The sequence below is a fragment of the Micromonospora cathayae genome (assembly GCF_028993575.1).
Taxonomy (GTDB): domain Bacteria; phylum Actinomycetota; class Actinomycetes; order Mycobacteriales; family Micromonosporaceae; genus Micromonospora; species Micromonospora cathayae.
In genome coordinates, this window is the sequence record NZ_CP118615.1 from 3,359,441 (window position 1) to 3,380,772 (window position 21,332).

Annotated in this window: 20 protein-coding genes; 11 read left to right on the forward strand and 9 right to left on the reverse strand. The window is 72.5% G+C overall.

Annotated features, from left to right (window positions below):
• From PVK37_RS15520 to PVK37_RS15535, 4 genes are all read right to left on the reverse strand, one after another.
• Positions 1-849, reverse strand: a complete 849-nt coding sequence (locus tag PVK37_RS15520; protein WP_275034714.1) for an oxidoreductase — start codon at positions 847-849, stop codon at positions 1-3.
• Positions 846-1,406 (reverse strand): TetR/AcrR family transcriptional regulator, encoded by a 561-nt coding sequence (locus tag PVK37_RS15525; protein WP_275034715.1) that lies wholly within the window; start codon positions 1,404-1,406, stop codon positions 846-848. The genes PVK37_RS15520 and PVK37_RS15525 overlap by 4 nt, the downstream gene beginning before the upstream one ends.
• Positions 1,407-1,518: 112 nt before the next feature.
• A complete protein-coding gene (locus tag PVK37_RS15530) occupies positions 1,519-3,546 on the reverse strand; it encodes an endo-1,4-beta-xylanase (protein ID WP_275034716.1) in 2,028 nt (675 codons plus the stop codon).
• A 209-nt stretch (positions 3,547-3,755) separates the two neighbouring features.
• Positions 3,756-4,190: a VOC family protein gene (locus PVK37_RS15535; protein ID WP_275034717.1), complete on the reverse strand. Its 435-nt coding sequence runs from the start codon at positions 4,188-4,190 to the stop codon at positions 3,756-3,758.
• 93 nt (positions 4,191-4,283) lie between these two features.
• Between PVK37_RS15535 and PVK37_RS15540 the strand changes: the two genes are divergently transcribed.
• The 6 genes from PVK37_RS15540 (at position 4,284) to PVK37_RS15565 (ending at position 9,637) form a co-directional block, all read left to right on the forward strand.
• A complete protein-coding gene (locus PVK37_RS15540; RefSeq protein ID WP_275034718.1) occupies positions 4,284-4,520 on the forward strand; it encodes an HTH domain-containing protein in 237 nt (78 codons plus the stop codon).
• Entirely contained in the window at positions 4,520-5,089 is a 570-nt protein-coding gene (locus tag PVK37_RS15545; RefSeq protein ID WP_275034719.1) for a Clp protease N-terminal domain-containing protein, read from the forward strand. The genes PVK37_RS15540 and PVK37_RS15545 overlap by 1 nt, the downstream gene beginning before the upstream one ends.
• A 114-nt stretch (positions 5,090-5,203) precedes the next feature.
• Positions 5,204-6,208 (forward strand): diacylglycerol/lipid kinase family protein, encoded by a 1,005-nt coding sequence (locus PVK37_RS15550; RefSeq protein WP_275034720.1) that lies wholly within the window; start codon positions 5,204-5,206, stop codon positions 6,206-6,208.
• The gene (locus tag PVK37_RS15555; protein WP_275034721.1) at positions 6,201-7,202 is read left to right on the forward strand and encodes a YihY/virulence factor BrkB family protein; all 1,002 of its coding nucleotides are present in this window, start codon (positions 6,201-6,203) and stop codon (positions 7,200-7,202) included. Before PVK37_RS15550 ends, PVK37_RS15555 begins: the two co-directional genes overlap by 8 nt.
• Before the next feature lie 78 nt (positions 7,203-7,280).
• Entirely contained in the window at positions 7,281-8,771 is a 1,491-nt protein-coding gene (locus PVK37_RS15560) for a phosphatase PAP2 family protein (RefSeq protein WP_275034722.1), read from the forward strand.
• A gap of 68 nt (positions 8,772-8,839) precedes the next feature.
• Entirely contained in the window at positions 8,840-9,637 is a 798-nt protein-coding gene (locus tag PVK37_RS15565) for an endonuclease/exonuclease/phosphatase family protein (protein ID WP_275034723.1), read from the forward strand.
• A gap of 15 nt (positions 9,638-9,652) precedes the next feature.
• Here PVK37_RS15565 and PVK37_RS15570 read toward each other — a convergent pair whose 3' ends face one another.
• The 3 genes from PVK37_RS15570 to PVK37_RS15580 form a co-directional block, all read right to left on the reverse strand.
• Positions 9,653-10,171 carry a helix-turn-helix transcriptional regulator gene (locus PVK37_RS15570; protein WP_275034724.1) on the reverse strand — a complete coding sequence of 173 codons (519 nt, stop codon included), beginning with the start codon at positions 10,169-10,171 and terminating at the stop codon, positions 9,653-9,655.
• Positions 10,172-10,739: 568 nt separating this feature from the next.
• Positions 10,740-11,651 (reverse strand): alpha/beta fold hydrolase, encoded by a 912-nt coding sequence (locus PVK37_RS15575; RefSeq protein ID WP_275034725.1) that lies wholly within the window; start codon positions 11,649-11,651, stop codon positions 10,740-10,742.
• Positions 11,652-11,661: 10 nt separating this feature from the next.
• A complete protein-coding gene (locus PVK37_RS15580; protein ID WP_275034726.1) occupies positions 11,662-12,624 on the reverse strand; it encodes a TIGR03557 family F420-dependent LLM class oxidoreductase in 963 nt (320 codons plus the stop codon).
• Between the two features lie 248 nt (positions 12,625-12,872).
• Here PVK37_RS15580 and PVK37_RS15585 point away from each other — a divergent pair, with 248 nt between their 5' ends.
• The 4 genes from PVK37_RS15585 (at position 12,873) to PVK37_RS15600 (ending at position 17,636) form a co-directional block, all read left to right on the forward strand.
• Positions 12,873-14,243 carry a cellulase family glycosylhydrolase gene (locus PVK37_RS15585; RefSeq protein WP_275034727.1) on the forward strand — a complete coding sequence of 457 codons (1,371 nt, stop codon included), beginning with the start codon at positions 12,873-12,875 and terminating at the stop codon, positions 14,241-14,243.
• A 113-nt stretch (positions 14,244-14,356) separates the two neighbouring features.
• Positions 14,357-15,853, forward strand: a complete 1,497-nt coding sequence (locus PVK37_RS15590; RefSeq protein WP_275034728.1) for a hypothetical protein — start codon at positions 14,357-14,359, stop codon at positions 15,851-15,853.
• Positions 15,843-16,544 (forward strand): NUDIX hydrolase, encoded by a 702-nt coding sequence (locus tag PVK37_RS15595; protein WP_275034729.1) that lies wholly within the window; start codon positions 15,843-15,845, stop codon positions 16,542-16,544. Before PVK37_RS15590 ends, PVK37_RS15595 begins: the two co-directional genes overlap by 11 nt.
• A gap of 123 nt (positions 16,545-16,667) precedes the next feature.
• Positions 16,668-17,636, forward strand: a complete 969-nt coding sequence (locus PVK37_RS15600; RefSeq protein ID WP_275034730.1) for a sporulation protein — start codon at positions 16,668-16,670, stop codon at positions 17,634-17,636.
• Positions 17,637-17,768: 132 nt separating this feature from the next.
• Here PVK37_RS15600 and PVK37_RS15605 read toward each other — a convergent pair whose 3' ends face one another.
• Positions 17,769-18,164, reverse strand: a complete 396-nt coding sequence (locus PVK37_RS15605; RefSeq protein WP_275034731.1) for a hypothetical protein — start codon at positions 18,162-18,164, stop codon at positions 17,769-17,771.
• Between the two features lie 383 nt (positions 18,165-18,547).
• On the opposite strand from PVK37_RS15605, the gene PVK37_RS15610 reads away from it, so the two are divergent.
• Positions 18,548-18,952, forward strand: coding sequence for a hypothetical protein (locus PVK37_RS15610; RefSeq protein WP_275034732.1), 405 nt, complete (start codon positions 18,548-18,550; stop codon positions 18,950-18,952).
• 153 nt (positions 18,953-19,105) lie between these two features.
• Here the strand turns inward: PVK37_RS15610 and PVK37_RS15615 are convergent, their stop codons facing one another.
• A complete protein-coding gene (locus PVK37_RS15615; RefSeq protein ID WP_275035133.1) occupies positions 19,106-21,331 on the reverse strand; it encodes a HelD family protein in 2,226 nt (741 codons plus the stop codon).
• Position 21,332: the final 1 nt, after the last annotated feature.

Sequence of the window (21,332 nt, forward strand, 5' to 3'; positions counted from 1 at the left end):
TCAGCGGAACTGGAGCCGGTTGACCGCGTCGAAGACCCGCGCGCCGAACAGCCGGCGGCTGTGCACCATCACCCGGGCGGCCGCGGTGACCAGGTAGCGGGTGCGTGGGCGGCGGCTGGTCACCGCCCGTTCGATGACCCGGGCCACCGCGTCCGGCCCGGCGGCGAGCAGCGGGTTCCGGTACGACTGCGCCATGGTCCGGTCCACCGCGCCCACCAGCGCCGCGTACGGCCCGGCCGGCGCGTCGCCGGCACCGGAGGTCCCGGCGGCCACCGCCTGGAGCCGGCCGGCGGCGACCGCCCCGAACCCGGTACGGATCAGGCCCGGCTCGACGATCGCCACCTGTACGCCGAACGGGCGCACCTCCTGCCGCAGCGCGTCGGAGATCGCCTCCACCGCGTACTTGCTGGCGTGGTAGTAGCCGCCCCCGGGGAAGACCAGCCGGCCGCCCATCGAACTGACGTTGACGATCCGTCCCCGGCCGGCCCGGCGCATCCCGGGCAGCACGAGCTGGGTGAGTCGGGCCAGCCCGAACACGTTCGTCTCGAACTGGGCCCGGACCTGTTCCACCGGAACCTCCTCGACCGGGCCGTACTCGCCGTAGCCGGCGTTGTTGACCAGCACGTCGACCTGTCCGTGGGCCGCCTCGACGGTGGCGACGGCGGCGCGCATGGACGCCTCGTCGGTGACGTCCAGGGCGAGCAGCCGCGCGCCGGTGGCCGCCAGGTCGGCGATGGACTCGGTCTTGCGGGCGGTGGCGTAGACGGTCAGGTCGGGGCGGCGGGCGAGCCGTTCGACGGTGGCCCGGCCGATGCCGGACGAGGTGCCGGTGATCAGGACGGCGGTCATCGGGGGTCTCCCTGGGGGTGCAGGCCCGCGACGATCAGCGCGATGCCCTCGCGCAGCCGTCGGCGGGGCAGGTCGGGGTCGGTGAGGTCGGCTTCCAGGCCACGGGTGAGGGCCACCAGCACGTCGGCGACCAGTCCGGCGCGCGGACCGGCCGACGTGGTGAGGACCGAGGCCAGCAGGTCGGTGATCTCCCGGGTGTACGTCTCGACGAGGTCGCCGGTGAGCCGGGTGCTGGCGTCGAGCAGTTCGGCGGCGTGCGGGGAGTCCCGGTGCAGCCGGAGGGTGAGTTCGAGCTTGGCGGCGAGTACGCCGTGCAGCCGGCGGTCGAGCGGGCCGGTCGTCGTGGCGGCGGTCCGGGCCTCGGCCAGCGAGCCGGCGAAGAGGCGTTCGGCGAGTTGCCGGTACGCGTCGTCCTTGTTGCGGACGTGCAGGTAGACGGCGGGACGGGAGATGCCGGCGGCGGCGGCGATGTCGTCCATGGTGGTACGCCGGATGCCGTGCCGGGTGAAGCACTGGTAGGCGGCGTCGAGGATGACGTCCAACCGGTCCGTTGACATGCTGACATTCTGTGCGTGATCTGTCAGAGCGTCAAGGTGAGTCGGCTCACCGGGAAGCGGGAAGGGCCCCCTGCCGGACGGCAGGAGGCCCCTGGGAACCCGGTCGGGCGGCTCAGCCCACGACGCAGGGCAGCCGGTCGAGGGTGAACCCGATCGGCGGGTTGTTCGCCGAGGACCAGCTGCCGAGGAAGCCGACCTCGACCGTCCCGCCGGCGGGCAGGTTGGCGTTCCAGGACGCCGGGGTGACCGTCACCATGTCACCGTCCTGCCGGACCGAGCCGTTCCAGAGCTGGGCGACCCGCTGCCCGTCCCGGAAGAACCAGCGCAACGACCAGCCCGGGTGCGCCTGCACGCCGGTGTTGGTGATCCGGACGGTCGCCTGGAAACCGCCCGGCCACTGGTTGGTGACCGTGTACGTCACCCGGCAGGTGTCCAGCCCACTGGTCGGTGTGCTCGACGGGGTGTTCCCGGTGGGGTACGGGGAGCCGGTCTGCGACGGGGTCACCGAGGGGGTCACCGTCGGGCTCGGGGACGGCGTGGCGTCGATCCGGGTCGGGTCGACGATGCCCCAGTACGCCGGCTTGGCCTGCAACTCGGTGTCGAACAGCAGCGGGGCGTCCTTGCGGGCCACCGGGAAGGTGTCCAGCCAGGTGTCGTCGTCGGCCAGCCCCCACAGGGTCACCGAGGTCAACTCGTCGGCGTACCGGCGGTACAGGTCGAACAGGTCCCGGTACCGGTACGCCTGGGTGCGCAGCCGGTCGGCGGGCGGGGTGGGGAAGGACTCGGCCTCGTTGGTGTAGATGCTGACGTCCATCTCGGTGATCTGCTGTTCCACCCCGAGCGGCACGAACGCCTGGAGCATCGCCTCGGTCTCGGCGACCGACGGCCACTGGACGTTGACGTGCATCTGGTGCCCGACGCCGTCGACCGGCACCCCCTCGGCGCGTAGCTGGCCGACCAGGTTCCGCAGCTTGTCCCGCTTGGCCGGCACGTTGGTGTTGTAGTCGTTGAGGTACAGCTTCGCGGTCGGCGCGACCTCGCGGGCCACCCGGAACGCGGTGCGCAGGTAGTCCAGGCCGCTGATCTCGTACCAGCGGCTGCGCCGCAGCCCGTCGGCCTGGTTCTCGTCGATCACCTCGTTGGCGACGTCCCACACCCCGATCCGGTCGCCGTACCGGCTGACCACGGTGCGGACGTGCGTCTCCAGCCGGTCCAGCAGCAGGGCCTTGTCGGCCGGGTCGGCGGTCAGCGGGGTGCCGTCGGTGTCGGTGAACACCCAGGCCGGGGTCTGCTGGTGCCAGACCAGGGTGTGCCCGCGTACCGCCAGCCCGTGGTCCACCGCGAAGCCGACCTGGGTGTCGGCGTCGGTCCACCGGAAGCTGCCCTCGGTGGGCTGGGTGGCGTCCCACTTGAGCGCGTTGCCCGGGGTGACCGTGTCGAAGTGCCGGGTCAGCAGGGTCGCCTGGTCGCCGACGAGCTGCCGGTTGCCGACCGCAGCCCCGATCGGGAAGTCGTCGGCGAGCACCTCGCGCAGCGCCGGGATGTCGGTCTGCACCGGCGGGGTGGGCCGGTACGACAGCACGAAGTCGTCGATGTGCAGGTCGGCGGTGCCGCTGGCGGTCTCCACGTACGCCGACAGCCCGTCCACGTCGTGGGCGAGCACGTACGTGCCGGTGAGCTGGGTCCAGGCGTCGGCGGTGACGGCGGTGTCGCCGACCACCTGGTCGTAGGCGGAGCTGCCGTCGGCGTCGCGCTGCACGCTGAGCCGGGCCTGGCCGGGGGACTGGCCGGCGGCCAGCCGGACCCGGACCGACAGCGTGTAGCGGGTGCCCTTGGTCATCTCGTCCAGCAGGTCGACGGCGGGGCCCTGCCAGCTCGCGGTGCGGCCGGAGACGAGCAGGCTGTGCGTGCCGCCGTGGGCGGTGGCGGTGCTGACCGCGACGGTCTCCCCGCCCCGGGCCCGGAAGCCCTGGGTGGTGCCGTCCTCGAAGGTGGCCTCGCGTACCACGACGGGGTCGGCGGCGTGCGCGGGTGGGGTGGTCAGGGGGACGACGGCCGTCACGGCGGCGGTGGTGGCGAGGGCGGCCAACGCCAGCAGCGCGGGCAGCGTGCGGCGACGGCGCGTCCGGGGAGCGCGCATGGAGGGGTGTCCTTCCGGTACGGGGTGGCTGCGCGCGGCCCGTCGGTGCGGGGCGAACTCGCGGGGGTGGACCGCACGCCGGTCAGCCGGCATGAGCCCGCATGCCGGTGGTGTGGTCCCGCTCCGCGCGCGACGCCCGTGCCGGAGCGCCGCTGATCAGGATCGATGGTACGGCTGGTTGCCCGGCACCGGTGATCCGGTCGGCGGACTCAGTCCAGGCAGAACTCGTTGCCCTCGACGTCCTGCATCACCAGGCAGGACTCGTTGACGCCGTCGGCGCGCAGCAGCCGTACCCGGGTCGCGCCGAGCGCGACCAGCCGGGCGCATTCGGCTTCGAGCGCGGCGACCCGTTCCTCGCCCACCAGCCCGACGCCGACCCGTACGTCGAGGTGCACCCGGTTCTTGACGGCCTTGCCTTCGGGCACCCGCTGGAAGTACAGCCGTGGGCCGACCCCGGTGGGGTCGACGCAGGCGGACCAGGCGCCCTGCCGCTCGGGCGGCTGCGCGCGGTCGGCGTCGGCCCAGCTGGCGAAGCCGTCCGGGGGCGGCGGTGCGACGTACCCCAACGCCGCGCACCAGAACCGGGCGACCCGCCCGGGTTCCGCGCAGTCGACGGTGATCTGGAACTGCCGGACCGCTGCCATCGGCTCACCGTAGCGGCGGGTCGTTCCCCGCTCCACGGATTTCCTGTCAACCGGGGTTGACGTGAGCGGCGGTGTCAACGTACGTTGACAGGCATGAGTCAGGCGACGGAACTCGCGGCGGCGGCCGGCAGCACCGACCCCCGGGTCGGCCTGCGGGCCGTGCTCGCCCTGCGCCGGCTCCTCGAACGGCTGGAGGTGGTCCAGGTGGACAACGCCCGACGGGCGGGCTGGTCCTGGCAGGAGATCGCCGACGCGCTCGAGGTCAGCCGACAGGCGGTCCACAAGAAGCATGCCGGGCGACCGGCGGTCGAGAACTCCAGGGAGGCGTGATGTTCGAACGGTTCACCGACCGGGCCCGCGAGGTGGTCCGGCGGGCCCGGGACGAGGCCGGCGACGCGCCGGTCGACACCCCGCACCTGCTCCTGGCCATCGTCGCCGACCCCGACGCGCTGGCGACCCGGCTGCTCGCCCAGGCCGGCGTCCCCGCCGACGACCTGCGGGCCCGCATCGCCCGACAGCTCGACCGGACCGCCGTCCTCGGCGAGGCCGACGCCGCCGCGCTGCGCCAGATCGGCATCGACCTGGCCGCCATCGAGGCCCGGCTGGACGAGTCGTTCGGGCCGGGCGCGCTGCGCCGGCCGACCCCGCCACCGCGCCGACGGGGCTGGTGGCGGCGACGGCAACCGAACCACCTGTTCGCGCCCCGCTCCCGCAAGACGCTGGAACTGGCCCTGCGGGAGGCGCTGCACCTGCGGCACCGGCACATCGGCACCGAGCACCTCCTGCTCGGCCTGCTCCGCGAGGGCGACGGGACGGCGGCCCAGGTCCTCCGGGAGGCCGGCGTCGACCTGACCGACCTGCGGGGTCGGGTCGAGGAGGCGGTACGCGCGGTGACCTGACCGAACCGACAAACCGGACACCGCGTACCAGCGTCCGGCAAACCTGTTTGTGGCCTGTTCGACGGCGGTCGCCGCCGGGTCGCTGCCGGGGCCGCATTGCTGCACACTTGCGCCGTGGATGCTGGACAGGACACGCGGCACGCGGCGCGGCCGGGCGGGCTGCGATCCGCGGTGGTGGTCAACCCGGTCAAGGTCACCGACCTCGACGAACTGCGCCGCACCGTCGACGAGACCCTCGCTGCCGCCGGCTGGCCGGCCCCACTCTGGTACGAGACCAGCGTCGACGACCCCGGGCGCGGCCAGACCGAACAGGCGGTGGCCGCCGGCGTGGACGTGGTCTTCGCCTGCGGCGGCGACGGCACCGTGATGTCCTGCGTGAGCGGGCTGGTCGGCACCGAGGTGGCCCTGGCCGTGCTCCCGCAGGGCACCGGCAACCTGCTCGCCGCCAACCTCGGCCTCTCCAACGACCTGGCCGCCGGGCTGGAGGTGGCCGTCGAACGCGGTCGCCGCCGCCTCGACGTCGGCGCGGTCGACGACCACCACTTCGTGGTGATGGCCGGCATGGGCTTCGACGCCCAGATGCTCGCCGACACCTCCGAGACCACCAAGGCCCGGATCGGCTGGCCCGCGTACGTCATGGGGGCCGCCCGCCACCTGCGGGACCGGCCGATGAAGGTCGCCATCCGGATCGACGACCGGCCCCCGGTCCGGCGGCGGGTCCGCTCGGTGCTGATCGCCAACGTCGGCCGGCTCCAGGGCGGGGTCACCCTGCTCACCGAGGCCGAACCGGACGACGGTTACCTCGACGTCGCCGTGCTCACCCCGCGCACCCTGGGGCACTGGCTGGCGCTCGGCTGGGCGGTGCTGCGGCACCGCGACCGGGTACCCCGGATGGAGGTCTTCCGGGGCCGGCGCGTCGAGATCACCAGCAACCGGGCCCAGCCCCGGGAACTCGACGGCGACCTGATCGCCCCCGGCCGGAAGCTGCTCGCCGAGATCCGACCCGGGGCGCTGTGGCTCTGCGTACCCCGCCCGGCCGAGGACCCCGACCTGGCCGAGGACGCCGACGCGGTGGCGGAGCGGGGTGAACGCCTGGTCGAGGAGGCCCGCCGTGAGTAGCACCCGGATCGTCCCGGAAACCCGGTGCATGGCGGACGAGGAACTCTCCGCCGACGACGCCTGGCACACCCTGCGCCGCGAGGGCAGCTGGCATCTGCTGCGGGACGCCTTCATCCGGTTCCGCTACGGCGACGGGTTCAGCCACGCCCGCGCCTTCGCGTTCCAGCTCTGCCTGGCCGTGGTCCCGTTCATGATCGCGTTGACCGGGCTGATCAGCGAACTGGGGGTGGAGGAGGGCGGCGAGATCGTCGCCGACACCGTCCTCGCGCTCACCCCCGGTGCCAGCGAACAGATGGTCACCGAACTCCTCGACGACCGGGACCGTACCGAGAGCATCGGTGAACTGGCGCTGACCCTGGGCCTGCTCACCGGCCTGGCCGCGCTCACCTCCACCATGGCCCAGATCGAACGCGGCGCCAACCGGATCTACGGCGTCGAACGGGACCGGCCGGCACTGTGGAAGTACCTGCGCGCCGCCGTCCTCGCGGTCGTCGCCGGCCTGCCCGCGCTGGTCGGCTTCCTCATCCTGGTCGGTGGCGGCGCGGTGGGCGACTCGGTACGCGAGCACTACCGCTGGGGCCACACCATCGAGGGCGCCTGGAACCTGCTGCGCTGGCCGATCAGCCTCGCGCTGACCGTGCTCGCCGTCGCGGTGCTGTTCCGGCACACCCCCCGGCGTAAGCAACCCGGCCTGTCCTGGCTGGTCTTCGGCGCCATCATCGCCACCGTGCTGTGGTGGCTGGCCAGCCTGCTGCTCGCCGCGTACGTGGCGTTCGCCGACAACTTCGGCCAGACGTACGGCTCGCTCACCGGCATGATGGCCCTGCTGATCTGGGCGAACCTCACCGGCGTGGCGCTGTTCGGCGGGCTGGCCTTCGCCGCCCAGCTGGAGGCGGTCCGGATCGGGGTACAGGACCCGGCCCAACCCGACCTGTGGGAGCCCGAGGCCAAGCGTGAGGAGATCTACGACACCGGGGAGATGACCGCGCTGTAGACCGCCGGTTGCCGCATCGCGTGTGGCGGACCCGCCGATCGGGTAAAGCCGCACGCCAGATGGGAAAGGGAGGCAGCCGTGGCCGCGGTCAAAGAGGTTCTGCGTCGACCCCTGGGACACTTCACCGAACGGAGCCTCGCCGGCCTCGCGCTGGTGCTCGGTGCCGGGGTCGGCTTCGGGATACTGCTGGTGCTGGTCCGCAGCCAGTGGGGGCCGCTCTACGACGTCGACCACGGCATCGCCGCCTGGCTCAACGCCCAGGTCTCGCCGCACGGGCCGCTGGTCACCGTACTCAACGCGATCACCGACCTCGGTGGCCTGGCCGTCATCGGCTGGCTGGTCTCGGTCGGGGTGGTCGGCCTGCTGATCCGCAAGCAGGGCCGGCTCGCGGTCTACCTGCTGGTCACCGGGGCCGGCGCGCTGATCCTCGACCCGACGCTCAAGGCGCTGGTCGACCGGCTGCGCCCCGAGGTCGAGGTGCCGATCGGCAGTTACTCCGGGGAGAGCTTCCCCAGCGGCCACGCGCTCGGCTCCATGGTCGCGTACGGGGCGCTGCTGCTGGTGTTCCTGCCCGCCATGCGGCCCCGGTGGCGCAAGGCGGCGATCGCGGTGACCGCCACCATCGTGTTCCTGATCGGACTCACCCGGGTCGCGCTCGGCGTGCACTTCGTCTCCGACGTGCTCGGGGCCTGGCTGCTCGGCGCGGCCTGGCTCGGCGTCACCGCGTACGCCTTCCGGCTCTGGCGGCTGGAGCGGGGCCGGCCGGCCGTACCGCTGGGGGAGGGCCTGGAACCGGAGGCCGCGCACGACGTGGCGCCCGCGCCCGACGAGGAGAAACTGATCCCGCACGCCCGCGCCGGCGTGGCCGAGTTGATCATCGGCTGGGTGCTGATCCTCGGCCTGCTCTACGGCTTCGGCAGCTACGTGAGCTACCACGCCCAGGGCACCTTCTTCGCCACCCTGGACACCGCCGTGCCGAACTGGTTCGACACGCACCGCACCCCGGGGCGCGACGACTTCAGCTACTGGTGGAGCAAGGTCGGCGACACCCACGCCATCCTGCTGATCTCGCTGGTCTTCTGCCCGATCGTGCTGGCGGTCTGGCGGCGCTGGCGGCCGGTGCTGTTCGTGGCGCTGACCATGTTCGGCGAGCTGAGCCTCTTCCTGGCCAGCGCGGCGGCCGTGGACCGGCCGCGTCCGCCGATCGAGAACCTGGACGGCCCGATGCCGACCTCGTCGTTCCCGTCCGGCCACATCGCCGCCACGCTCTGCCTCTGGACCGCCATCGCGATCATCGTGTTCCCGCGCACCGACCGCTGGTGGCGCTGGGTGTTCGTGGCCCTGGCGGTGATCATGCCGGTCGGGGTGGCGGTCTCCCGGATGTACCGGGGCATGCACCACCCGACCGACTTCATGGGCGCGATCCTGCTCACCGCCTGCTGGATCGGCCTGCTCTACTGGGTGCTGCGCCCCAACGCCGACGTGGCGGAGGGCAACCGGCCGGCCATCGAGTCGGAGGACGTCGACACCCTCGACGACGAACTGGTCAAGGCGGGTCGGGTCGACTGACCGGGGCACCGACGCCGGCCTGGCACCGACGCCGGCCTGGCACCGACGCCGACCTGGGAGACGTGGCGATGCTGCGGGTGGTGACCTGGAACATCCGTACCGGCGGTCGGGACCGTGCCGGCCCCGACCGCTGGGACCGGCTGGTCCGGGTCGTCGTCGCGCAGCGGCCCGACGTGCTCGCCCTCCAGGAACTGCGCGGCTTCGACGACGGCGGGGTGGCGGACCGGTTCGCCGGGGCGGTGGGCCTGCGGGCGTACCTGGCCCGGTCCTGCTTCGGGCAGCCGGTGGCGGTACTGGTCCGGCCAGAATGGCGGGTGCTCGCCGCCGGCCCGGTACGCCGTCCGTTCCACCACGGCGCGCAGCGGGTCACCCTGGCCACCGCCGCCGGGCCGCTGACCGTGCTCAGCACCCACCTCGACCCGTACCGGGGCTGGCGACGACGGATCGAGGCTGGCTGGCTGGCCGCCGCCGTACGACGGTCCCCGGGCACGCTGGCCCTGCTGGGCGGGGACCTGAACACCCTCGAACCGGACGTCGACCACACCGCCCGGATCGCCCGGCTGCCGGCGGCGTACCGGCGGCGGCACCTGCGCCGCGACGGCCGGGCGGAGACCCGGGCGGTGGCCCGGCTGTACCGGGCCGGTCTGGTCGACCTGTTCGGCCGGGCCGGCACCGGCCCGCCCGAGACCGCACCGACCCGGCACGGCGGCGGCGTCGAGTTCTCCGGGATGCGGCTGGACTACCTGCTCGGCACCACCGCGCTGGCCGGGCTGGCTCGGGACTGCCGGGTGGTACGCGGCGGCGACACCGAGTACGCCTCGGACCACTACCCGGTCGCCGTCGACCTCGACCTCACCCCGGCCTGAGAGCCGCCGACCGGGCTACGCCGCCAGCAGATCGCTGAGCGCCGACAGGTGCTGCACCCGGTGGCGGTGCTTCCGTGCCTGCAGGATCAGGTTGGCGACGACAAGGGCCGGGTCCGCGTCCGGCACGTCGATGTCGAGATGGTGGCGGATCCACGGAGCCACCTCGCTCCAGCGGTAGAACAGCGTCCCCTCGCGGGACGGGTTGACCGGGGGCGGAAAGCCGCCGGGCCCGCGGGTGCCCGAAGCATAGCGGCGGATCGACTCCCTGCTCTGGCCGATCCGGTCCGCGATGTCGGCGAGGGTCAGCAGGTCCTGATCCAGCACGCGGGTGACCCCGAGACCCGCCGCCTCCAGGGAGCGCACGGCGGAGGCGATGGCGTCCGCCATCGTGGGTGCCTCCCGATCGAACTCGACGACTGCGAGGCTGTCCTCCATGCCGAAGGCGCCATCGTCGCAGCCCGCAGCCTGCAGCGTGGCTAGCTCGTCATCGGTGGGTTGCCGATCGAGCACGAGCGTGAAGACGTGGGATGTCACCGGCCTGCCCCTCCTTGCCGGAGTCTCTGCGACCCCTGGACACCTAATGCTTGTGGCCACTGACGAAACGGTCGATCTGCTTCGCGTGGGTGCCCGGGTCGCGCGGCGTGGACCAGATGTCCCGTGTCGAACCGCACGAACCACATCGAAGCTCACCCCAGCGGTGACCGCGGTGGACGACTTCCAGGAAGAAGCCGTTCTACTGCTCGGCGCAGGGCGTCGGCGATCTCCTTCTTCGGGTGCCGACCCCGGCTCACCATCTCGCATTCCCCACGCCGGCATCCCTCGACCTCGCCGTCGGGCCTCCGTTGGCCCCGGAGGCTGAACGGCTCAGCCGGGGATGTGGGCACGGACTGGCGGTGATGAGGTAGCACGCACGCAGGTATCACGAGTGGTGCAATAGTGCACCGCCCCTGGCATTGGGTCAGGCGGTTCGTCCGGTTGTCAGCCTTCGCCGACCGGTCAGAGCACGACGTTGACCAGGACGGTCAGCAGGATCGAGGCGAGCACCGAGAAGAGGATCATCAGCAGGCAGCCGAGGCCGCCCCCGAGCGGCCGGATCTCCGTGTTACCGATTCGCATGGGTCACCTGTTCCGGTTCAGGGGAGGGCAGCCGGGAGAGGAACGTCCGTACCGCCTCGGCCACCTGGGCCGGCGCGGTGGTGGCGACGTTGTGCGCGGCCCCGGGCACGGTCACCGAACGCGCCGCCGGGACCAGCCGGCCGACCGTGTCCCGCCACGGTCGCGGCACGATCGGGTCCCGCTCCCCGGTCACCACCAGGGTAGGGACCTCCACCCGGGCCAGGTCGGACTCGACCGCGTGACGTACCGAGTGGGTCAGCGTGGCGTGCACCCGGTGCGGCCCGGCGTCGAGGACGTCGCGGAGCAGGATCGGGGCCTGGAGTTTCGCCTCCCGGGTGGTGTCGACCAGGAACCGGCCGACCTGCCCCCACCGGGACCGGGCCGTCGGGTCACTGGTCGTCCCGGCCAGCACCAGGGCGCGCACCGCGTCCGGGTGCCGGGCGGCCAGCGCCGCCGCCACCTCCGCGCCGAACGAATGGCCCAGCACGCAGACCGGGCCGAGCCGGTACGCCGCCAGCCAGGCGGCCAGATGTCCGGCGTGCCGTACCGCGTCGTACGGCTGCGGCGGCGGGCCGCTCAACCCGAAGCCGGGCAGGTCCGGCACGTACACCGGATGGGTGTCGGCCAGCGCCACCGCCAGCGGGGTGAGGTACCGGTGCGACACGGCCAGGCCGTGCAGCAGCAGGACCGGGAGACGCCCGTCGACTGCGGCGGCGGACCGGCGGCAGTGCGTCCGGATTCCGTCCACCAGCCGCCACTCGCTGGTCAGCCCGGCGGCCGGGCGTGGCGCGGCCAGCGCCAGCCGCAACTCGGCCGGGCCGAACCGACCCGGGGCGGACGGTTCGGCGGGCCCGCCTCTGCCTGTCGAGAGGCGGCACCACCACGGCCGCGCCGTCACCTCCGCGTCCTCACAGCTGGCGCAGCCGGGGGAGCAGCTCCTCCCGGGCCCAGTCTAGGAACATCGGCTGGCTGCCCCCACCGACCTGCACGATCGCCACGTGGCTGAAGCCGGCGTCGACGAACTTCTTGAACGCGGCCACGTGCCGGTCGACGTCCGGGCCGCAGGAGATGCCCTCCGCCACGTCGTCCTCCCGGACGTACTGGCTGGCCGCCTCGAACGAGTCCGGGCCGGGCAGTTCGGCGTTCACCTTCCAGCCGAGGCCGAACCAGCGGAACTGGTCGTGCACGATCTTGCGGCACTCCGCCTCGTCGGGGCCGTAGCAGATCGCCACCTGCCCGTAGCGGGGCTGGCCCGCGCCGCCGGCGTCGTCGTACATCTCGATGATGTGCCGGTCCGGCTCGGTGGCGATGATGCCGTTGCCGTACTCGGCGGCGAGGGTGGCCGACTGCCGGCCCGAGGCGGCGATCGCCATCCGGACCGGCCGGTCCGGCCGGTCCCACACGTACGCGTCGGGCACGTCGTAGTGGTTGCCGGAGAAGGTCAGCGTCTCCCCGTTGAGCAGCGGCCGGATGATCTGCACCGCCTCCTCGAACATCTCGTGCCGCTGCTGCACGTGCGGCCAGCCGCCGACCACGTGCTCGTTGAGGTTCTCCCCGGCGCCCAGACCGAGGGTGAACCGGCCGTCGGAGAGGACGCCGATGGTGCTGGCCTTCTGCGCCACCACCGCCGGGTGGTACCGCCGGATCGGGCAGGTCACGAAGGACATCAGCTCCGCCCGGCTGGTGGCGTGCGCGACCGCGCCGAGCACCGACCAGGCGTACGGCGAGTGGCCCTGCGACTCCAGCCACGGGTAGTAGTGGTCGGAGATGACGAGCTGGTCGAAGCCGGCTGCCTCCGCGCGTACCGCGTAGTCGACCAGTTCCTTGGGACCGGCCTGCTCGCACATCAGGGTGTAGCCGACGTTGACCATCACACGTCTCCTTCTTGTCCGCGCGGATCCTCCCGGAGTACCCCGTGTGACGCGGGCCAACCGTCGACCGATTCTCTTAACCGGTTCAGGTTGCCTCCGGAGGATCCATCGGCCTACGCTGATCGCACGATCGGCCCGCGCGCCGATCGCGCGTCGACCGGAGCCGGGCGGCGGCTGTCGGGCTACAGCCGTGCCAACCTGTCGCACCCTTCACCCCCTCGGGCCGGGGGTCACTCCTGAGGAAGGCCATGAAGACACGACTCTCCGTCGTCGCCGCCACCCTGCTCACGTTCGTGGTCGGCCTGGTGGCGTTCGGCATGCAGCCGGCGCACGCCGCCGCCGGCTTCACCGTCGCCAACGGCAAGCTGTACGACGCCAACGGCAACGAGTTCGTCATGCGCGGGGTCAACCACGCGCACACCTGGTACACCCACCAGACCAGCTCGTTCGCCAACGTCAAGGCGCTCGGCGCGAACACCGTCCGGGTGGTGCTCTCCAGCGGGCAGCGCTGGACCAAGAACGACACCGCCGACGTCTCGAACGTCATCTCGCTGTGCAAGCAGAACAAGCTGATCTGCGTGCTGGAGGTGCACGACACCACCGGCTACGGCGAGCAGGCCGGCGCGGCCACCCTGGCGCAGGCGGTCGACTACTGGATCAGCGTCCAGAGCGCGCTGGCCGGCCAGGAGAAGTACGTCATCCTCAACATCGGCAACGAGCCGTACGGCAACCAGGGCTACGCCACCTGGGCGACCGACACGTCGAACGCCATCAAGCGGCTGCGTACCGCCGGCTTCGAACACACCATCATGGTGGACGCCCCGAACTGGGGTCAGGACTGGTCCTTCACCATGCGGGACAACGCCACCTCGGTCTTCGCCGCCGACCCGGCCCGGAACACCGTCTTCTCCATCCACATGTACGGCGTGTTCAACACCGCCGCCAAGATCAGTGACTACCTGGGCCGGTTCCGTACCGCCGGGCTGCCCATCGTGGTCGGCGAGTTCGGCCACAACCACTCCGACGGCGACCCGGACGAGGACGCCATCCTCTCCTACAGCCAGGCCAACGGCCTCGGCTGGCTGGGCTGGTCGTGGAGCGGCAACGGTGGCGGCGTCGAGTACCTCGACCTGGCCATCAACTTCGACCCGGCCAACCTGAGCAGCTGGGGTCAGCGGCTCTTCAACGGCGCCAACGGCATCAGGCAGACCGCCCGCGAGGCCAGCGTGTACGGCGGCACCACGCCGACCACCCCACCCACCACGCCGCCGACCACCCCGCCGGTCACCACGCCCCCGCCGACCACCCCGCCGGCCGGCAAGAGCTGCGCGGCGACGTACTCGATCGTCGGCTCCTGGCAGGGCGGCTTCCAGGGTGACGTCAAGGTGACCGCCGGCTCGGCCGCGATCAGCGGCTGGACGGTGACCTGGACGTTCACCGGCGGCCAGACCGTCACCCAGTCCTGGAACGCCACGGTGACCAGCAGCGGCTCGTCGGTCACCGCGAAGAACGTCGGCTACAACGGCAACCTCGGTGCCGGGGCCAGCACCACCTTCGGCTTCATCGGCTCCGCGTCGGGCACCAACACCGCCCCGACGCTGACCTGCACCGCCGTCTGACAGTTCGGTCCCACGACGCCGGTCGGCCAGCACAGCCGACCGGCGTCGTGCTTCTCCCTGGCGCGCCTCGGTCATCATCCACTGAGGACGTTCCGATCACTGGAGGAGCCGCCATGGACCGCTTCGACCCCGGTGCCCGCCCCACCCGGCTCGACAACCGGGATCTCGCCCGGGTCGCCGTCGTCGCCCAGTGCCTCGACAACCAGTGGGTGACCCAGGACCTGCTCACCGAGATGGTCACCCGACGCCGGTCGTTCCGGGACGTGGAGCGGCAACGCCAACGCGACGCCCGGGCCGAGTACCTACGCGCGATCCTCAACGCCGAACAGGTGGTCGTCAACCGGGCGTACTTCTTCAACAACCCGGTCGTCCACCGCGACTTCGTCGCCGACGGCCCGCAACGGGACGCGTTCCGCGCGCTGCTGGGCGAGTCCGTCATCGTCCCCTTCCTGCTGCGCGAACGCGACCCCAGCGAGGAACCGACGTTCGGTGTCGACCAGGCCGGCTGGAACGCGTGGCTGCGGGTCCTCGACGAGGTGGAGCAGGTCCGTTGCCTGCGGCTGTCCTGGCACGACGAGGAGAACGAGCGGCTCACCCAACGTCTCATGTACGCCGAGTTCCGCCGCTTCCTGCTCCAGTTGGTCGCCTTCGACCTGCCCCAGCTCGGGCGGGACCTGGGGCTGCCCGAAGCGGGCTGGCCGGTGCTCGGCGACCGGCTGCGTGACGTCACCCAGTGGGCGGCCGGGTCCGACGAGGTCACCCGCAACACCTTCTACCAGCGTTTCCTGGTGGAACCCGGCAGCAACCCGGCAGCGGGCCTGTTCCGTGCCGAGCCGCTGGTCGCCGAGCTCAAGCAACTGGTCGACCTGCGCTACAACACCACCCTCCCGGACGCCGTGGACGGGTACGCGCTCACCCCGACCGACTCGCTGCGCCGGACCGCGATGCAGGAGTACCGCCGGGAACGCGCGCCCGAGCACGACCTGGACGACCTGCTGGGGCTGGTCCGGACGCTCCGGCCACAGGTCTTCGACCTGGCCCAGCTGCCGCTCCGGCTCGACCTCACCGGACTGGAACTGCACCACGTCCGCCAGGCCCGGCGGACCGACGAGTGGCGCGCCTACGTGGTGGCCCTCCAGGGGCTGCTCGACGACCCGTTCGACTTCGTCGACCGGTCCCAGCGGGTGTACGACCGGTACGTCGCCCTGGCCCGGCGGCTGGCCGAGCTGGTCGGAACCCGGCGGGCGGCCCGGATGGACGTCTGGGATCCGACCATCCGGGTCAGCGTCGAGGTGCTGGGAGCTGTCGTCTCGGTGGTCTTCGACGGTGACCCGAGGATCGAACTGGTCGGCGAGGTGGCGACCGAGGTGGTCGCCCGGGGAGCGACCGCCGTGGTCCGGTTCGCCGTGGTCGGCCGGGACGAGCGGCGGGCCGCACGTGAGCTGAGCACCGGCATCGACGTCATGCGGGTACAACTGCACCGGGCCGGCGAGGATTGGCGGGAGCTGGTCCGGCGGTTCCAGGAGTTGGGTTTCCCGATCACCGCCGGGACCGGCCGGGACGACGAGCCGAACATCGACCGACCGCAGGGAGAAGACGGTGACCAGTAACTGGCAGCAGTACGCCGAGCTGCGGGAACGAAGGCCGGAGTACTTCGTCAACCCGCCGGACGCCGCCATCCACATCCTGTCGGAGCCCGCCGAGGTGGCGGCGGCCGAGAAGGCCAAGGCCGAGGCGCTGCGCCGCCGGGACCTGCCGGTGGAGTGGAGCCGGACCGGGGTGGTGTACCGGGACGAGTACGGCATCCTGCTGCGTGACCCGGTACGCTTCGCCGACGGCTCGCTCGGTACGTACATCCGGTCGATGCCCGGCAGCGAGGCGGACGGCGTGGTCCTGTTGCCGGTGCTCGACGGCGCGGTGGTCCTGGTGGAACACTTCCGGCACGCCCTGCGACGGTGGCAGCTCGAAGCCCCACGCGGGTTCGGCGAACGCGGTGTTCCGGCGATGGAACAGGCCGCCCGGGAGTTGCGGGAGGAACTCGGGGCGGTGCCCACCCGGCTGGTCGACCTCGGCACCCTGCACCCGGACAGCGGCACCGCCACCGACGAGGTCCGTCTCTACCTGGTGGAGATCGCCGAACTCGGCCCGTTGGACGCGCAGGAGGGCATCCGGGCCGCCCGGACCTACCCCGCCCACCAGGTCGGCGACCTGATCCGGGACGGCGTCATCACCGACGGCTTCACCATCGCGGTGTGGACCCGGGCGTGGCTGCGTGGGCTGCTGCCCACCGCGACCGGCTGACCGCCGTGCGCACCACGCCCGCGACGTCCTCCCAGGTAGTTCCCAGTGGAGGCCGATATCTTGCACAGGGTAACGGCCGGTTCCACCATGGAGAGCCGGTGCGACTTCCCGGGAGTTTGCGGCATGGTCTTCAAGAAGATGTTGAGCGCGTTCGGGGTGGGCGGGCCGAGTGTGGACACCGTCCTCGCCAACCCCAACACCCGACCCGGCCTCACCCTCGACGGTCAGGTGAACCTCGTCGGCGGCGACGCCCCGGCGAACATCGAGCAGGTCACCATCGGTCTGGTCACCCGGGTCGAGATGGAGAGCGGCGACGGCGAGTACGCCGGGGTGATGGAGTTCCACCGGATGGGCGTCAGCGGCCCGCTCCAGCTCGCCCCGAAGCAGCAGCTCGCCATCCCGTTCCAGCTGCCGGTGCCCTGGGAGACCCCGATCACCGACGTGTACGGCCAGCGGCTGCACGGCATGACGATGGGCCTGCGGACCGAGCTGGCGATCGCCCGCGCGGTCGACAAGAGTGACCTCGACCAGGTCAACGTGCATCCGCTGCCGGTGCACGAGCGGATCCTCGAGGCGTTCCAGCGGCTCGGTTTCCGGTTCAAGAACGCCGACCTGGAGCGCGGGCACATCTACGGCGTCCAGCAGACGCTGCCGTTCTACCAGGAGATCGAGTTCTTCGCCGCGCCGCAGTACGCCCACACCGTCAACGAGGTCGAACTGACCTTCGTGACCAGCCAGCAGGGCGTGGACGTGATCCTGGAGTGTGACAAGCGCGGCGGCTTCCTCACCCCCGGCCAGGACACCTTCGGTCGCTACACGGTGTCGCACGCCGACGCCGACCGGGTCGACTGGGCCCAGGTGGTCGACGGATGGCTGGGCGAGACGATCAACCGGTTCGGCGGGATGCGCGGCCACGGCTTCGCGGCACCGCACGGCCACGGGTACGGCGGTCACGGACACGGCGGCCACGGCCGTGGCGTCGGCATGGGCGGCGTGGTGGCCGGCGCGGCCCTCGGTGTGGCCGGCGGCATGGTCGCCGGTGAGCTGATCGAGGAGGCGTTCGAGGGCGACGAGGGCGACTTCGAGGAGTAGGGCCGCCGTCCCCCGGCGGAGGACGGCGGGGGACCAGGTCCCGGATCCCGTACAGGCGGTGGCCTCCGAGGAACCCCTCGGAGGCCACCGTCTTCGTTACGCCCGGTCAGCGGGGACCGGACAGCCGTTCCGTCAGCGACCGGTCATCCGCTCCGCGCCGCTGCGGAAGGCGCTGCCGGCCTTCGCCAGACCACGGCTACCCAGGTAGCCGATGGTCAGCAGGGTGATGAAGAACCACGCCTGCGGGGCACGGAAGATGTCCACCCCGGCCGCGTTCTGGCCGACCAGCTGCGACGCGGCCAGCACACCGACCACCGCAGCGACGTAGACCCAGAACTCGGTGGTACGGAACGCGTTCTTCGTTTCGGTGCCCGGTGCCAGCGCGGGCTCGCGCCGACCGTCGTGCATCGCCATGGGACGGGTGGGCGCCTCGGCCATCGCGCGGTTCGGCATGTCCTGCACCGCCCGGCCGGACATCTCCTGCGTCGGCCGGTTCTGCGGCCTGGTGCTTGCAGCCTGCGTGCTCATCTGGTCCTCCTCAGGATGCGATGAGTCCTCCACCCACGCCCCGCACCGCGTTCCGGTCACGGCACGGTCCTCGGCGGGGCACCGCCTGGCTACCCGGTGGGGGTGGGGCAGTAACGCCGATCCCCGGCCGGATAGCAGCGGATCCGGACCCGACAGCGGCACGCCATGAGGCATGCCGGATGGCGGTAGGCCATCGCAAGGTGCCGCGCCGATCGGGCCGGTGACGGCCGGTGGGGTAGCTCCTCCGTGCCGCCGCCCCCGCCGTTCGGGCGGGACGGGACCGGTGGCGCGGGTTTAGCCGCAGGCATGCCGGGGAGGCAGTCAGTTGCTGAACCCAGCGTTACCGAACCCAGCCCGTTACCGAATCTAGCGAGGTGATCGACATGCCCGAGAACAGCATGCGCGAGTCCGCCCGGCGGACCGAGGAACGCCTGCTCGCCGGCGTGTACGGCGAGGACGCGCTGGACGAGGTGAACGCGCCGCCCGCCGACGAGCGGCGGGTGCTCCAGCAGACGGACCCGGACGATCCGGCGGACGTCCCGATCGACCCGGAGGTACTGCGTGACGGCGGCCCCACCCGGGGCCAGGGGGCGGTCACCACCACCGGTGGCACGGCCGGCCCGGCGAGCGTCCGACGGGTGGCCCGGCAGCCGGAGCGGCACCCGGGCACGGTCGCCCCGACCACCACCGGGGACGCCACCACCGGCGGCCTGAGCACGCCGGCCGGCGCCAGCACCAGCGACCAGTCCAGCGCCGCCTCCCAGATCGGCGCCTTCACCGACGACTGACCCCCGGCCCGCTCCCGGCCCGCTCCCGGCTCCTCCGCCCCGTTGATCATGAAGTTGTCTGCACGACACGCCGGTACGCCGGACAACAACTTCATGGTCGACACGACGGGCGGGGGGCAGGGGGCAGGGGGGAGGGGGGAGAGGGCCGGGGGGTCAGTCAGGGGTGGGGCGGAGGATGCCTAGGCGTTGGGTGGCGCGGGTCAGGGCGACGTAGAGGTCGCTGTGGCCGCGGGGGGACTCGGCGACGATTCCGTCCGGGTCGACCAGCAGGACCGCGTCGAACTCCAGGCCCTTGGCCTGGGCCACGGTCAGCACCACCACCTGGCTCTCCAGTTCCGGGTGCTCGCCCACCGTTGCCTCCGGTAGCGCCCCGGTGACCGCCGCGCCGAGGTCGGCGACCCGCCCCGCCGGCACGATCACGCCGAGCCGGCCGGCTTCCAGCCCGGCCACCTCCCGTACCGTCGCCTCGACCAGTGCGCTGGGCAGCTGCCCGGCGGGCACCGTACGGTCCCAGGGGAGCACGCCGGTGCTGCGGACCGAGCGGGGCGGACGCAGGGTCGGGTCGATCTCGGCGAGCACGTCGGCGGCGACCGACATGATCTCGGCCGGCGTACGGTAGCTGACCGTCAGCTCCTCCAGCCGCCACCGGTCCGCCACGTACGGGGCCAGCGCCTCCCGCCAGGACGGGGTGCCGGCCAGCGCGCCGGTCTGCGCCACGTCCCCGACGATGGTCATGGACCGGCTCGGACAGCGCCGCATCAGCAGCCGCCAGCCCATCGGCGACAGCTCCTGCGCCTCGTCCACGATGACGTGCCCGAAGGCCCAGTTCCGGTCGGCGGCGGCCCGCTCGGCGGTGGTCAGCGAGTCCCCGGTCTCCTGCCGCTCCAGCAGCCGGTCGGCGTCCAGCAGGTCGGTGACGCCGAGGATCTCGCCGCCGTCGGCCTCGTCCTCGACGTCGATGGAACGGGAACCCCGCCAGATCTCCAGCACGCCCTCGGCGTACTCGCGGGCCTGCGCGCGGATCCGTTCCCGGCGGGCCGCCGCCGCCCGCTCGTCCTCGCCGAGCAGTTCGGCGGCCTCGTCCAGCAGCGGCGCGTCCGACGCCGCCCAGCCGCCCGGTTCCCGGTGCAGCAGCGCCCGCTCCGCGTCGGTCAGCATCGGCGCGGCGGTGGCGATCCGGTCCGGGTCGGCGTACAGGTCGGCGAGCAGCCGCTGCGGGGTGAGTACCGGCCAGAGCTGGTCCAGCACGGCCCGGACGCCGGGTTCCTCGCGCAGCTCCCGGCGGATCTCCGCCACGTCGGCCTCGTCGAGCAGGTTCTCCCCGCCCAGCGGGTCCGCGCCGATCCGGTCGGCCTCCTGGTCGGCGAGGGCGTGGATGATCTCGATGTCGAACAGGGCGCGGGCCAGGTTGTGCGGCCGGCCGGAACGCCGGGCCCGGTCCCGGGCGGCCCGGCAGACGTCCGGGGTGAGGGTGAGCACGTCCCGCTGCTCCAGCTCGATCCCGATCGGCTCGTCGGGCACCTGCTGCCGGTCCCGTACCGCGCCGGCCAGGACCTCCGTCATCACCAGTCGGCCCTTGAGCGCGGCGACCTGCGCCGGCTCCGCCCGGCGGGCGGTCACCCCGGGGAAGAGATCACCCGGGGTACGCAGCAGCACGCCGGTCTCCGCCAGGGTCGGCAGCACCTGGGAGATGTACCGCAGGAAGGTCGCGTTCGGGCCGACCAGCAGCACGCCCCGGGTGGAGAGTTCCCGCCGGTGGGTGTAGAGCAGGTACGCCGCCCGGTGCAGCGCCACCGCGGTCTTGCCGGTGCCCGGCCCGCCCTGCACCACCAGCGTCCCGCCCAGGTCGGCCCGGATCACCCGGTCCTGTTCGGCCTGGATGGTCTCGACGATGTCCCGCATCCGGCCGGTCCGGTTGGCGTTCAGCGCGGCCAGCAGGGACGCCTCGCCGGTCAGCTCGTCGTGGCCGGTGGGGGAGGCGCTGTCCAGGTCGAGGTTCTCGTCGTGCAGCCCGACCACCTTGCGGTCCCGGGTCCGCAGGTGCCGGCGTCGCCGTACGCCCTGCGGGTTGGCGGCGGTGGCCAGGTAGAACGGTCGGGCGGCCGGGGCGCGCCAGTCCATCAGCAACGGGTCGTAGTCGTCACCGGTGTCGAAGATGCCGATCCGGCCGATGTACCGGCGGGACCCGTCGTCGGCGTCCAGCCGGCCGAAGCACAGGCCCTGCTCGACGGCGGAGAACTGCTCGACCTGCTCGGCGTACATCCGTACGGCGGTGTCCCGCTGGGAGCGGGCCTGCATGGTGCCGCCGTCGCTGCGGAGCTCCTCGGCCAACCGGCGGGCGGCCTGGTCCCGCAGCCCGTCCAGCCGGCCGTACAGCATG

Bases quoted from the DNA above. Each gene is read 5' to 3' on its own strand.
- PVK37_RS15605 (WP_275034731.1), bottom strand. From the start codon at position 18,164: ATGAGCACGCAGGCTGCAAGCACCAGGCCGCAGAACCGGCCGACGCAG.
- PVK37_RS15585 (WP_275034727.1), top strand. From the start codon at position 12,873: ATGAAGACACGACTCTCCGTCGTCGCCGCCACCCTGCTCACGTTCGTG.
- PVK37_RS15600 (WP_275034730.1), top strand. From the start codon at position 16,668: ATGGTCTTCAAGAAGATGTTGAGCGCGTTCGGGGTGGGCGGGCCGAGT.
- PVK37_RS15545 (WP_275034719.1), top strand. From the start codon at position 4,520: ATGTTCGAACGGTTCACCGACCGGGCCCGCGAGGTGGTCCGGCGGGCC.
- PVK37_RS15525 (WP_275034715.1), bottom strand. From the start codon at position 1,406: ATGTCAACGGACCGGTTGGACGTCATCCTCGACGCCGCCTACCAGTGC.
- PVK37_RS15530 (WP_275034716.1), bottom strand. From the start codon at position 3,546: ATGCGCGCTCCCCGGACGCGCCGTCGCCGCACGCTGCCCGCGCTGCTG.
- PVK37_RS15540 (WP_275034718.1), top strand. From the start codon at position 4,284: ATGAGTCAGGCGACGGAACTCGCGGCGGCGGCCGGCAGCACCGACCCC.
- PVK37_RS15535 (WP_275034717.1), bottom strand. From the start codon at position 4,190: ATGGCAGCGGTCCGGCAGTTCCAGATCACCGTCGACTGCGCGGAACCC.
- PVK37_RS15565 (WP_275034723.1), top strand. From the start codon at position 8,840: ATGCTGCGGGTGGTGACCTGGAACATCCGTACCGGCGGTCGGGACCGT.
- PVK37_RS15615 (WP_275035133.1), bottom strand. From the start codon at position 21,331: ATGCTGTACGGCCGGCTGGACGGGCTGCGGGACCAGGCCGCCCGCCGG.
- PVK37_RS15590 (WP_275034728.1), top strand. From the start codon at position 14,357: ATGGACCGCTTCGACCCCGGTGCCCGCCCCACCCGGCTCGACAACCGG.
- PVK37_RS15610 (WP_275034732.1), top strand. From the start codon at position 18,548: ATGCCCGAGAACAGCATGCGCGAGTCCGCCCGGCGGACCGAGGAACGC.
- PVK37_RS15580 (WP_275034726.1), bottom strand. From the start codon at position 12,624: ATGGTCAACGTCGGCTACACCCTGATGTGCGAGCAGGCCGGTCCCAAG.
- PVK37_RS15520 (WP_275034714.1), bottom strand. From the start codon at position 849: ATGACCGCCGTCCTGATCACCGGCACCTCGTCCGGCATCGGCCGGGCC.